This window comes from Bradyrhizobium sp. HKCCYLS1011 (assembly GCF_051167795.1).
Taxonomy (GTDB): domain Bacteria; phylum Pseudomonadota; class Alphaproteobacteria; order Rhizobiales; family Xanthobacteraceae; genus Bradyrhizobium.
In genome coordinates this window covers 142,201-154,951 of record NZ_JBNPTT010000005.1, presented here as the reverse complement: position 1 = coordinate 154,951, position 12,751 = coordinate 142,201, and the positions used below count along the sequence as shown (strand labels likewise).

General features: G+C 63.7%; 12 protein-coding genes. 7 read left to right on the top strand and 5 right to left on the bottom strand.

Annotation, left to right across the window (positions count from 1 at the left end):
- Nucleotides 1–322: 322 nt before the first annotated feature.
- Complete coding sequence (locus ACQR1W_RS17680; RefSeq protein WP_008974644.1) at nt 323–982, top strand: peroxiredoxin; 660 nt, start codon at nt 323–325, stop codon at nt 980–982.
- Between the two features lie 57 nt (nt 983–1,039).
- On the opposite strand, the gene ACQR1W_RS17675 is transcribed toward ACQR1W_RS17680, so the two are convergent.
- The gene (locus ACQR1W_RS17675) at nt 1,040–1,441 is read right to left on the bottom strand and encodes a DUF2177 family protein (RefSeq protein ID WP_434851989.1); all 402 of its coding nucleotides are present in this window, start codon (nt 1,439–1,441) and stop codon (nt 1,040–1,042) included.
- A gap of 137 nt (nt 1,442–1,578) precedes the next feature.
- Nucleotides 1,579–1,917 carry a hypothetical protein gene (locus tag ACQR1W_RS17670; protein ID WP_434851988.1) on the bottom strand — a complete coding sequence of 113 codons (339 nt, stop codon included), beginning with the start codon at nt 1,915–1,917 and terminating at the stop codon, nt 1,579–1,581.
- Between the two features lie 232 nt (nt 1,918–2,149).
- On the opposite strand from ACQR1W_RS17670, the gene ACQR1W_RS17665 reads away from it, so the two are divergent.
- Nucleotides 2,150–2,734 carry a LysE family translocator gene (locus tag ACQR1W_RS17665; RefSeq protein WP_434851987.1) on the top strand — a complete coding sequence of 195 codons (585 nt, stop codon included), beginning with the start codon at nt 2,150–2,152 and terminating at the stop codon, nt 2,732–2,734.
- On the opposite strand, the gene ACQR1W_RS17660 is transcribed toward ACQR1W_RS17665, so the two are convergent.
- A complete protein-coding gene (locus tag ACQR1W_RS17660) occupies nt 2,727–3,977 on the bottom strand; it encodes an MFS transporter (RefSeq protein ID WP_434851986.1) in 1,251 nt (416 codons plus the stop codon). The genes ACQR1W_RS17665 and ACQR1W_RS17660 overlap by 8 nt on opposite strands.
- Nucleotides 3,978–4,063: 86 nt before the next feature.
- Here ACQR1W_RS17660 and ACQR1W_RS17655 point away from each other — a divergent pair, with 86 nt between their 5' ends.
- From ACQR1W_RS17655 to ACQR1W_RS17645, 3 genes are all read left to right on the top strand, one after another.
- A complete protein-coding gene (locus ACQR1W_RS17655; protein ID WP_434851985.1) occupies nt 4,064–4,663 on the top strand; it encodes a CGNR zinc finger domain-containing protein in 600 nt (199 codons plus the stop codon).
- Between the two features lie 308 nt (nt 4,664–4,971).
- Entirely contained in the window at nt 4,972–5,574 is a 603-nt protein-coding gene (locus tag ACQR1W_RS17650; RefSeq protein WP_434851984.1) for an HdeD family acid-resistance protein, read from the top strand.
- A gap of 67 nt (nt 5,575–5,641) precedes the next feature.
- Entirely contained in the window at nt 5,642–6,442 is an 801-nt protein-coding gene (locus ACQR1W_RS17645) for a DUF1269 domain-containing protein (RefSeq protein WP_434851983.1), read from the top strand.
- A gap of 588 nt (nt 6,443–7,030) precedes the next feature.
- Here ACQR1W_RS17645 and ACQR1W_RS17640 read toward each other — a convergent pair.
- Entirely contained in the window at nt 7,031–7,741 is a 711-nt protein-coding gene (locus ACQR1W_RS17640) for a Crp/Fnr family transcriptional regulator (RefSeq protein ID WP_434851982.1), read from the bottom strand.
- A gap of 322 nt (nt 7,742–8,063) precedes the next feature.
- On the opposite strand from ACQR1W_RS17640, the gene ACQR1W_RS17635 reads away from it, so the two are divergent.
- Complete coding sequence (locus ACQR1W_RS17635; protein WP_434851981.1) at nt 8,064–8,402, top strand: hypothetical protein; 339 nt, start codon at nt 8,064–8,066, stop codon at nt 8,400–8,402.
- A 43-nt stretch (nt 8,403–8,445) separates the two neighbouring features.
- On the opposite strand, the gene ACQR1W_RS17630 is transcribed toward ACQR1W_RS17635, so the two are convergent.
- Complete coding sequence (locus ACQR1W_RS17630) at nt 8,446–9,507, bottom strand: Cj0069 family protein (RefSeq protein WP_434851980.1); 1,062 nt, start codon at nt 9,505–9,507, stop codon at nt 8,446–8,448.
- Between the two features lie 1,159 nt (nt 9,508–10,666).
- On the opposite strand from ACQR1W_RS17630, the gene ACQR1W_RS17625 reads away from it, so the two are divergent.
- On the top strand, nt 10,667–12,751 hold the full coding sequence (locus tag ACQR1W_RS17625; protein ID WP_434851979.1) for a hydantoinase/oxoprolinase family protein: 2,085 nt from the start codon (nt 10,667–10,669) through the stop codon (nt 12,749–12,751).

Below are 12,751 nucleotides of genomic sequence, written 5' to 3'. Positions count from 1 at the left end.
GTCGTTAACGGTTCGAAACTGCGCGGTGGGTATCTCTACTGGTTGCCGATATGTCGCAGTGACCGCGGTCATGGTTCGCGGGACGACCGCGGGGCCGGCGTGGTCGTCCCCAGATGTGGCGAAATCGGGGCAACCGGTAGTCCTACGGGCGTTTCGTCGCAGCCACCGAACTCAAAAGAAGTTGTTGTGCTTTTGGGATCACGGGAGAATGACCTTCTCTTTTCGGTGCAACAGTTCCTTTGCTGCGGACTTTTTCCTATAGTGTTTGGAAGAATTTATCCCGAATTCTTCATTCCAACCTGCAATGACGTGAGGTTATCCAATGGCTCTGCAAATTGGCGCCGTGGCCCCGGACTTCGAGGCCGAAACCACCGAAGGCAAGATCAAGTTCCATGACTGGATCGGCGACAGCTGGGCGCTTCTGTTCTCGCACCCGAAGGACTTCACCCCGGTCTGCACCACCGAGCTCGGCGCGCTGGCCCGGCTGAAGCCGGAATTCGACAAGCGCAACGTCAAGCTGATCGGCCTCTCGGTCGACCCCGTCGACAACCATAAGAGATGGTCGGAGGACATCCGCGAAACCCAGGGTGCCGCGCCGAATTATCCGATGATCGGCGACACCGATTACAACGTCTCCAAGCTCTACAACATGCTGCCGGCGGCGGTGTCGGGCGATCCGGCCAAGCGCACGGCGGCTGACAACCAGACCGTCCGCAACGTCTTCATCATCGGCCCGGACAAGAAGATCAAGCTGATCCTGGTCTACCCGATGACCACCGGCCGCAACTTCCAGGAAATTCTCCGCGTCATCGACTCGCTGCAGCTCACCGCCAAGCACCGCGTCGCCACCCCCTCCGACTGGAAGCAGGGCGAGGACGTGATCATCGCCGGCTCGGTGTCGGACGACGAGGCCAAGACGATCTATCCCCAGGGGTGGAAGGCGCCGAAGCCCTATCTGCGGATCGTGCCGCAGCCGAAATAATTGCTGGAGGTCGAGAGATTCCGGGCTCGCCCTTCGCGCGCCCGGAATGACTTCGAACTATCCCCGCGGCGTCGCCCAATCCGCGATCAGCAGCCCCGCGGTCGCCGCGACCGCGGTCAGCGACACACCCCAGGTCATGTCGACCAGCACCACCGGCCAGGTCCAATGCCTGAGCATCGCGAGCGAGGTCAGCTCGAAGGTGGCGTAACAGAACAGCCCGAACAGCCCGCCATACAGCAAGGTTGATCGCCAGCTCGCATCGCCCTGCCCGCTGACGAAGATCACGACGCCCGTGACATAGAGCGCATAGAACAGAATGGCAGGCGCCAGCCTGATCTCGCCCAGCATGTCACCGACCTGCGCCTGGAAGAAGCCCTTGGCGACCAGCCCGAGGAACGGCAGATCGAGCCCGAGCAGCACAGCGAGCGTCGAGACATAGAGGACGGCGTATCGGCTCAAACAAGGCTCCTGCGACGTGTCACGGCCGCACCGATTGCGGACCTTGCAACCAGCTACGCATCGCCACCGGAAAGTTTCACCCTCGAGGAAGGCTTCAGGCCGACCTGGTGGCCCGTCGCAATGGACCCTGCGTGCCCTCAGAGCCCGCGCGAACTGACCTTCTGCCGCAGGTGATGACAGAACTGCTCCATCAAGGTGGAGATGGCCTCGACATTCGCCAGCACCCTGTCCGCCTGCGCGCGATCGGGCGAGCCCTCCTCAAAGGCGTCCCGCAGCTTCCTCAGGCGGTTCACACGATCACGGCTCTCCGCAGCTCGGCTCTCGGCAAATTCGAGATGCTCCAGATCGCGGCTGAGCTTGTCCTCTTCGCCCAGCAGCAGCTGCGTGATGGTGTTTCGATTGTCAGCGGTGAGGTCACCGCCGTGCAGCAGGCTCAGATAATGGTCGATGTTGGCCTGGGCGACATATCGGTGCATGGCGCTGCTCCCCGCAATAAAGTCGGCAATACCAGCGATGGCGCCTGACAGGGGGAAATAGAATAGCGCCGCAAGCGGAGCGCGAAAAGGCCTTCGGCGCGGCCTGGGCGGAATCCTTCCCGTGGCATGGCTGCGTGTTCCCGTTCCACACGGGCGCCCATTCGAGGCCTGAAGGCCCGTGAGACATGATCAAGATCAAGTCTCTGTGCCGCGAAGCTTGGTTAGGTTGCCAATGGCCTTCCTGACTTTCCTCATCGCCTCCTATTCGCTGCTCGCCGTGCCGGGACCGACCAACACCCTGCTAGCCACGTCGGGAGCAGGCGTCGGCGTCTCCCGCTCGCTGCATCTGTTGGCTGCCGAACTCTGCGGCTATCTCTCAGCGATCTTGCTGCTGCGCGTGGTTCTCAACCCGATCATGACCGACATTCCCCTCGTCGGAATAGTCCTGCGCGCTGGCCTCACGATCTACATCCTCGGCCTGGCCTGCGCGCTCTGGCGCAGCCGCTCCGACGAGCTGCGCCAAGGCGTTGCGGTCACGTTCCGACATGTCCTGCTCACCACCCTGTTGAACCCGAAAGCGATCATTTTCGCCTTCTTACTTCTGCCGGTGCAGGTTGCGTTCATCGATTTGGCACCTTGGCTCGTGATGCTGGCGCTTCAGATCGTCACCGCCGGCGCCGCCTGGCTCGTGCTCGGCGCAACGCTCGGACACGGCGTTCGTCGGCTGGGCCGCCCTGAGTTCGTCACGCGCGGCGGCGCCATCGCGCTGGTGGGAGTCGCGAGCCTGATCTGGCTTCCGGCGCTCGCAATCAGCTGACGCCGCCCTGCGACGAGTGACGCATGGACGTCTTGACGGCAGCGACGATCGCCGCCGCCACCACATTGGCCAAAGCACTCATCAGGATGGCGAACGTGTAGCTGTGGCTCGCGTCATAGGCAAAGCCCGTCGCCGTCGGCCCGATCAACGTGCCGAAGGCGACGCTGGTGTAGAGCACGCCGATGATGCCGCTGACATTGCGGCCGCCGAAAGCGTCCATCACGACCGACGGCAGCACGGCCACCCAACCGCCATAGAACACGCCATAGATGAAGGCGAAGACGGCAAGCGACCATGCCGTGGTGGAGACCACCCAGATCAGCGTCGCCAGGGCCATTCCGATCAGCACCATGAGCAAGGCGCGCTCGCGGCCCAGCCGGTCCGCCAATCCGCCCAGAAAGAACCGCCCTGCCGTGCTGCCGACGCCGATCAGCCCGAGCAGCAGCACCGCCGTTCCGGCCGCAACGCCGTGGTCCCTGGCGTAGGGCACCAGATGCACGAAGGGAACGAAGACGCCGAACGAGCAGATCAGGCATGAGAGGTAGAGCCCGATGAACGGTCTCGACCGGATCGCATCGCCCACGGCCACGCCGCCGCTGTTGCGCGGCCCGCCCCCATCGGTAGGCGCGTCGCCATCAGGCGCGAGACCTCGATCGCGCGGATCATTCTCGATCAGCAGCGCAAGTCCACCGCCGAGCGTCAGCGCGATCGCCGCGAGCACGACATAGGCACTGCGCCAGCCGAAGGCGGCGATCAGCCACGACGCCAATAATGGCATGACCAAGTTGCCGAGGCCAATCCCGGCCACCGCGAGACCCGAGGCGAAGCCGCGCTGGCGGACGAACCAGCGCTGCACGGCGCCGATCGCAGGCACATAGGCCGCACCGACACCGAAACCGACGCCGAGCCCATAGGCCAGATCGACCTGGACCAGGCTTTGCGCACGGCTGGCAGCAGCAAGCCCGACCGCGGTCAGCAGCATGCCGGCCACCGCGAGCGGCCGCGAGCCGAAGCGGTCCGCCAACGGACCGCTGACCACGCCAAGCGCGAAATAGAGAAAACCTGCAAGCGAGAACACCAGCGAGGTGGAGCCGCGCGAGGCGCCGAACTCGCGCTGCAGCGGCTCCAGGAAAGCGCTGAACGTATACGCGCAGCCGAAGCCGACAAAGGTCACGGCAAACGCCGCGGCGACGACGAACCAGCCGTAGAAGATGCGGGGGTGCAGCATGGTTTGGGTCTGCATGGGAACCTCTCTCGCTGTCAACACCAGTAAAGATACTATGCTCGTTTCGCTTGCCGTCAACCGCCAAAACTGATTTACTGGTGTCGATGTCCAGGCAATCACGCAAGTTCAAGGTTCCGGACGAGCTGGCGAACCTTTACGACTTCGCCAATTCGCTCGACCTGCGCCATTTCACCCGCTTCGGTGTGCAGCATGCGCAAGGCGACGAACTGGCGAGTCCGAACGACCTCGCCGGTTGGATGGCGGAGCGCGCATTGGCGCCGCCTCACGCCAACGTCACGGCACCCCTATTCCAGGAGGCGCTGCAATTGCGCCGGGCGTTACGGAACTATCTGCAATGCGACCCAGCGGAACGGCGCAGCAACAGGCCCGTCCTCCAGGCGCTGACAACCGCACTCGCAGCGTTTCCGTTGCGCGTCGAGCTGCGCGCGGGGCACGGCACGGTGTTGACGGGCACGCGCAAGGATGCGCTGGGCGGCCTGTCCGCCCTCGCGATCGAGCTGCATGAAGGCGACATCAGCGGCGCGCTCGACCGGCTGAAGACCTGCGCCTCGGACGAATGCCTGCGCGTGTTCTACGACCGCTCGAAGCCCGCGACGCGCCGCTGGTGCATGTCCGACCTGTGCGGCAATCGCATGAAGACGCGCGCCTATCGCGAACGCCAGCGGCAGGCGAGCTCCTCATGACGAGGCTGCAACCGAATTCACTCATCCGTGCAGATCGGGGCTGAAGATCGAAGGGCCGCTCGCATCACCTGCCCGCTACTGCCGCGCCCGCGACATCAATTGATCAGAATCTTGGCCGCGAGCTTGATCGTCACGTGAGCTTGAACGGGAACCGGAACCCCTTTGACCCAAATCAAGGGCGGCCTCCTCGGCCATGACCATGATCATCGCCGTAGTACGGAATTGCCCTCATAGCCAGACGTCATGAGGTCCGCTCCAATTTGGTCCGCCGGCCCCGATGGCATCTGCGATCAAATGGAGGAGGTTCAATGAGTTTCTCGAACCCGACGCTGAGCGACACCGAACGGACAATCCATCACGCGATGCGTACCCATTGGGCCCTGTTTGTTGCCCAGGGCGTGATCATGATCGTGCTGGGCATCATCGCGATCATATGGCCGGCTGTCTCGACGCTCGCCGTGGACATCTATGTGGGCTGGGTCTTCCTGCTCAGCGGTGTTACCGGGCTGGTCACGATGTTCTTCGCGCTGACCGTGCCGGCATTCCTGTGGTCGCTGTTGACGGCAGCGCTCTCGCTGTTCTGCGGCGTGCTGCTGCTCTGGCATCCGGTGGCAGGTGCAGTCACCCTGACGCTGGTGCTGATCGCCTTCTTCATCGCCGAAGGCGTATTTCAGATCGCGGCCGCGATCAGCTACCGCGATGCGTTCCCCGGCTCCTGGGGATGGATGGTGATGAGCGGCCTTGCCGACTTGGTTCTTGCCGCCCTCATCATCAGCGGCTGGCCCGGCTCGGCGGCGTGGGCGCTCGGCCTCATCGTCGGCGTCAACCTCATCACGTCGGGCCTGGCGATTACGATGGTCGCGATCGCAGGCCGCAAGCTCGTCAACGCCATCGATAACGGTTCGCGTTGAACAGGCCGGTCGAGATGCTGCTCGATCGACGCAATCCTTTCAAAATCCAACGACAGGAGAACTGACAATGGACAAGATGCTGGTTGCCGTTTTCGAAACCGAGTCATCGGCCTTCGAAGGCCTGACCGCCGTGCGAAATCTTCACAAGGACGGCGACATCACGCTCTATGCGTCGGCCGTGGTCGTCAAGGACAAGACAGGGAAGATTGCGGTCAAGCAGGCCGCCGACGAGGGCCCGGTCGGCACGGCCGTCGGCCTGCTGACGGGCAGCCTGATCGGGCTTCTGGGTGGACCGGCCGGAGTGGCGGTCGGCGCGTCACTCGGCGGCCTCGGCGGGCTGATCTTCGATCTCGATGCCAGCGGAATCGGCGCGCAATTCCTTGATGAGGTTTCGACCGCCCTGTCTCCCGGCAAGTCAGCCGTGCTGGCGGAAATCCAGGAGAACTGGACGACACCTGTCGATACCAGGCTGCACCAACTCGGCGCGACGGTGTTCCGGCGCTTGCGCTCGGAGGTCGTGGAAGATCAGCTGGTGCGCGAATCCGCCGCCTTCGAGGCTGACCTGAAGGCGCTGCAAGAGGAACTGAAACATGCTGATGCCGAGACTCGCGCGGCGATCCAGAAGGACATTCAGCAGGTCAAGTTGCAGGTCCAGACCTTACACGATCAGGCAAAGAAGAGGCTCGATCAGACGAAGGCCGAAACAGACGCCAGGCTGCAGTCCCTGAAGGACCAGACCAAGCAGGCGAGCGATCGCGCAAAGCGCCGTATCGACAAGCGCATGACCGAAGTGAAGGCGGACTTCGAGATGCGCTCGAAGAAACTGAACCAGGCCTGGTCACTGACCAAGGAGGCGCTTGCTGCGTAACGACCGCCCCTCTCCGTCTCAAGCAGCACCGCGGCGCCTGGCGCAATGCCGGGCGCCGTCGCATTTGGCCAATCCAACCGCTGACGATGCCCCTGAAAATTGATCACGGTCAAGAACGGGCAAGATTCGGCCGGAGCCGCTTGACGCACATCAAGCATGCATTGCGGATTGATCTACTAGCATATTGGCACAGGGCGGGAGCAGAAGCAGCGAATATAGAGGGAGGCAAAGGTGTTGGACGCAGAAATCGCGTTTGTGACTGCCCGCCGCAACAGCATCCAACGGTACCAGCGGCTGCTTGAGACCCGTCTGACAGAGCTCGAGCGTAAGTACATATACAACCGCCTTTTGGAGGAGGAACTGGCCCTACGCACTGCGTCGGAGCGGAACTCGCGGCGATCGGGCCAGGATGGCGACTGGGCCCGCATATGGGCGATGGGGTGACGCGCAAGCGGGATCACGCTTCATTGTGCGATGTCTTGCGTCAGACGCCACACCGGCAAGTGGAGATTTTCTCCACTTGGCTCAGATGAGGCAGCCCCCAGCCCCGCCCCATGTAGGCCGCGACCGGTCAGGAGATCGTCCTTCTCAAATCTGCTCAACCAGCTTTACAAACGCATCCCGATCGAGAATCGTCACGTGATGAAGATCTCGGGAGGAGATAATCCTCTTGGAGGTCAGCGTTCGAAATGCGCGACTGAGTGCAGCGGCGGTCAGACCGAGGTAGGCCGCGATACTGGCGCGATCCATCGGAAGAGATATCTCGGCCGGCTGCCCGTCGCTTGCTTGAATGTGTTCTTGCAGGCTCAAGAAGATGGCAAGCCTCGTCGACGCCCTTTTTTGAGCGAGAAGAGCCGCATGGCGTTGCGCTTCGCGGAGTTCTTCGCAGAGCTTGATGATGAGGCTCACGTCGAGATCGGGATGTCGTTCGAGGAGCCGGGTTATCGCCCGCAATGGCATCCTATACGCCGTCACCGCCGTCGCAGCCCGCGTCGTCGTATTGGCATATCGCCCTTCCTCCGAGAGTCCGAAGAGATCCCCCGGATGGAGGAACGAAATGATGTGCTCTGGGCCACCCTGCGACCAGTAAGCGGCAACCACTCCGCTGACGATATTGAATGCTGCGTCCGCCGGCTCTCCGGCTTCGTAAATCTTGTGCCCTTTTTCGAAGCGGACGACCGTCGCGATTTTTGCGAGCTGGGCGCGCTCGGTTTCGCCGAGCAGTTGATGCCGACCGCTGGGACTGCCGGGCGCCCAGGGGTCAATCGCGAGTATTGCCGGTCCTGCGGGGTGCTTCATGTCGGGCGCTCGCCGAGCGCGACGTGACTTGCGGTGGAGCGAAAATGAGGTTCGCTGCCCTGCGCGAGATCTCGATAGGCGGACCACAATCCCATAACCGCTACTCACGTCGATAGGTTAGCTCTTGGCCCGCGCCGCCGACGCAAGCTGCCTCCAGGCTGGGATGCCAATCTTGCCGCCGCGCGCGAGATCGCGTTGTCCTCGAACTTAATCGCCGAACTGACGTCGGATTTGATCGCGATCAAATTTCGCTGCGTCGCGGCCATGGAGAAGCCGGTCGTCCTCGTCTAGCCTATGCCGGTCAATGGTAGAGCTTGTCGTCATGGACGGTTACGTCGCCCACGCCAACATCGATCACTATTTCAGACTGCTGACGAATGAAGATGTCTCCGATCACAACAGGGCAGTGATCATCAAGCTGATGATCGCCGAAGAGGACAGGCTGGGCCGCGATCTGGAGCACTTGCAGTTCGCCGAAGACCGGACCGCAAGGAGCCGCGACCGCGTGCACCATCTGCGGAGATTGCGCGACACCTTCGCGGACGGCACGAACGAACGGGTCCACGCGGATAGGCTGCTGGCAACTTTTGCAACAACGCACGAGTTGATGGAGCAGTTCTGCCGCCGCATGCGCGAGAGGATCAATTCGAGCCCGATCTGAAGGCTGCGCTGTATTGCGTTGCGAACGGATCCCTTATTCTCCGTCAAGACCGCGGGCGCAGACGCCCAACGACTGCGCGCGCAATCGCCGCAGGCGCTTGGTCGGGGATCGCAAAACATGAGCTCGCGTTGATTTCGCAGAGCACGTAGGTGTCGGCGCCGATGGCGTCGCGCGGGCCGTACAGAAAATCCGCGTCCCAGATCACCGGCATGGACGCCTCCTCGATCTCCAGCGTCGCCATCATCTGCGGCGTCCACTCGTCCTCCATCCGCCGCCGCAACGCCTGGAAGGACGACGCGTCAGGTCCGTGCATGATGCGAGGACCGGGTTGCGCCTCGGGAGAGTCCGGACCTTCCGGCGGCGGCGGGACCAAGGCCTTGATCAGCTGGTGTCCGAAGCCGGCGACCTTGGATCCGCTCATATAGCAGCGGATCATCCCCTCCGGCAGGCGCGGCTGAAAGGCCTGGTCGATGATGCAGCCGCCCCATCCGAAGTAGCGCTCGCAGCGGTCGATGAAAGCTTCGAGCGGCATATCCTCGAACGTGCTGCCACGCTGCGCGTGCAGAACCCGGACCATCGTGCTCGCTTCTGGCACGGTCTCTACTTTCCAGACGCCCTGCCCGCCATTGCCGCGGTTCTGCTTGAGAACACGTGGACCGTCCGCGCGGAGGCGGCGCGGAAATTCAGCACGGAACGCCGCGGCACTGTCGTAGCGGTGCGTATCGCAGCCCCAGCCCAGATGGCGGGTTCGGTAGAGCACCTCCTTGACGCCCATTTTCAAAATGATGTCGGGATGTGCGCTCACCCACGGCCCGCGCGCGGCGACCTCACGTAGCAGCGGGTCGAGCGCCGCCCGCGTCTTGCCCTGATGGATCGGATCGACCCAGACCAACACGCCCTCGACCCCGAGCAATTGGTCGCGGACCGCATCCGCGAAGGCTTCATCGTAGATCGCTGGCTGCGCCTCGATTCCGGCTGCGGCAAGGGCTTCGAAGACGCGGACGAAGCGGCTGTTTTGCGCGGTCGCGTCCCGCCGTGCGGATGCATCGCCGCGTGAGAGGATAGCTACGGAGTGACGAAAAGGAGGATGACGTTCGGTGTCCATGCGCAAGCTCCACGACAAGGGCGTGTTGCGCAGAGCTTGGACGAAGACGTCTGACGGGGAGTCTGCCTGATCCCCGTGGCAGGAAGTTTATGCTATGTCGCACATGCGTTTCAAGGCGGCAATTGCTTGGCGTGACCGGAAGCCGTCTCGATGCACCTGACATCGCTCCCGAGCCTCCATGGTCGCGCCGAAAAGCTCATTTCGCTCGTCATTTCAGGCCGGTCACCCCGCCCAGCTTCCGCTGCAAATTTTCCATTTCGATTTTTCAGAAATCATGTATACTCCGCCGCATCCTGCCTCATGCGGAGGGGCGTACGCGTCGTCACGAACGTCGAGGTGGGATGCGGTGGGCATGTCGGTGTTGTCGCGTGAGATTCGCGCGGACGAACAACATTGGTATGCACGGTCAAGTCGCGCGGTCCTGATCCTCCGACGCTAGGATTACGCTTGCGACGACGCTCACACGTCGCGCAGGCAACGGTGGCCAACAAGCCCGGCGCACCGGGGAGAACGCGAAGCAGCCGTTAAGACCATCGCGCAGGGAATGCCGGGTTGATCCGGCTGCACCTGTGGTACCTGCCGCCTGCATTTCTTTCGCAGGCGGGCCATGGGTGAGGCCTTCACCCGGCATTCCCTGCGCCCTCTCGTTCGATGAGGGTCTCAGCTTTGAACAACTCGGGCGCATTCGCGCCGCGAGGATATTGATACATGCCCTGTGAGGCGCGCGTGGTGCTGCACTCTCTGCCGTCATCGCCCGCGAACGCGAGCAATCCAGTGCGCTGCGGCCTCTCGGCTCATGCGCGTGCGCCTCTGGGATACTGCATCGCGCGGTCAAGCCGGGCGATGACAGCGAAGATGTATCTGCTGCCGTCATTCCGGGGCGTGCGGAGCACGAGCCCGGAATCCATACTCCCGATCGTGGTTGTGGATTCCGGGCCCGCGCCGGTCGGCGCGTCCCGGAATGACACCGTGGACGTCAAAGCCGCGTATTTCGTCAGCCGCTGGCCCGCGCAATCCGGTTGCATCATGCCGGCATGGCGACCGCAGATGCAAGCTACGCTGCTGGCTCATGGAGCGTGGCCGAATGCGCGGCTGGCGCGGAGGCACGGAACTTGCTCAAACTTGTGCCTCGATTGCGGATCTGTGTGGAGACATTGGAATGCGAGGAAAGGCCGAGGTGCGGCTTGCCGTCGATATCGGAGGCACGTTCACCGACATCGTGTTGGACGTGGGCGAAGAGCGCAGGACACGGAAGGTGCTGACCACGCCGACGCGTCCCGAGCAGGCGGTCCTGGACGGCACGCGGCTGATCCTCGCCGATGCGCACGCCCATATCTCCGACATCGACGTCTTCATCCACGGCACCACGCTGGCGACCAATGCCATCATCGAGCGCCGCGGCGCCAGGACCGCGCTGATCGCGACGCAAGGCTTTCGCGATGTTCTGGATATCGGAACCGAGAGCCGCTACGACCAATATGATCTTTCGATCGACAAGCCCAAGCCGCTAGTGCCGCGACAGCTTCGCTTCACCGTGCCGGAGCGCATCGATGCGCATGGCGCGGTCAGGCTGCCGCTCGAGGAGGCCGCGGTCCGCGCGCTGGCGCCTCACTTGCGTGAGCAGAAGGTCGAAAGCGTCGCCTTCGCATTCCTGCATGCCTATGCCAATCCCGCGCATGAGCAGCGGGCAGCGCGCATCCTGCAGGAGGAGATGCCGGGCATCTCGGTGACGCTGTCCTCCGAGGTCTGTCCCGAAATCCGGGAATATGAACGCACCTCGACGGCGGTCGCCAACGCCTATGTGCAGCCGCTGATGGACAGCTATCTCGCGCGGATGGAAGAAGCGCTCAGGATCGAGCAGTTCCGCGGCGCAATCTACCTCGTCACCTCGGGCGGCGGCGTCACCTCGATCGCAACCGCGCGGCGCTTTCCGGTGCGGCTGGTCGAGTCCGGCCCGGCCGGCGGCGCGATCTTCGCCAGCCAGATCGCGGCCCGCATCGGCGAGCGCAAGGTGCTCTCCTTCGACATGGGCGGTACCACCGCCAAGATCTGCCTGATCGAGAACTACGAGCCGGAGACCTCGCGCGTGTTCGAGGTCGACCGCGCCGCGCGTTTCCTCAAAGGCTCCGGCCTTCCCGTGCGCATCCCCGTGATCGAGATGGTCGAGATCGGCGCCGGCGGCGGTTCGATCGCGCGGATCGACGCGCTGAAGCGCGTCACAGTCGGCCCCGAGAGCGCGTCCTCTGAGCCGGGTCCGGCCTGTTATGGTCGTGGCGGCGAGCGCCCAGCCGTCACCGATGCAGACGTTGCGCTCGGCATGATCGACCCCGACGCTTTCGCCGGCGGCACCATCAGGCTCGCGCCTGATCTGTCGAAACAGGCCCTGCTCCGCGACATCGGCGAGCCGCTGGGGCTGTCGGCCGAAACCGCGGCCTATGCCGTGCATGAGGTCGTGTGCGAGAACATGGCCAGTGCCGCCCGCGTGCATGCGGTCGAGCGCGGCGCTGTCGTCGGCCAGCACACGCTGATCGCGTTCGGCGGCGCGGCGCCCCTGCATGCGGCCCGCGTGGCCGAGAAGATCGGCGTCAGCAAGGTCATCGTACCCTCGCATGCCGGCGTGGGCTCGGCGGTCGGCTTTCTTGCCGCGCCCATCGCCTACGAGCTGGTGCGCAGCCGGCACGTCAGGCTCGATGATTTCGATGCGGCGCTCGTCTCCGGTCTGCTGGCCGAGATGGCGAGCGAGGCGCGCGCGCTGGTCGCATCAGGCGCGGCCGGCGCACCGGTGCGCGAGCGCCGCGCCGCCTTCATGCGCTATGTCGGCCAGGGTCATGAGATTACGGTCGAGCTGCCGAACCGGCCGCTGACAGCAGCCGACCTCCCTGCGATCAGGCAATCGTTCGAGACCGACTACGCGGCGCTGTTCGAGCGGGCGATCCCGGGCGCCGCGATCGAGGTGCTCAGCTGGTCGGTGCTGGCGACGACGGACGCGCGCCAGCCAGCCATCATCGCGGAGGTCGGGCGCAAACCGGCGGCCAAGGCCGCGGGCAGCCGGCAATTCTTCGACGGTCGCGCCGGCAAGGTGGTCGACATCCCCCTCTTCCGCCGCGGGGACATGGCGCCGGGCGCGACCATTTCGGGCCCCGCCGTGATCGCGGAGGACGAGACCTCGACATTCATCTCCAACAGTTTCGATGCCTATATCGACGGTGCCGGCAGCATCGTCATGGAACGGAAGGCGGCGTGA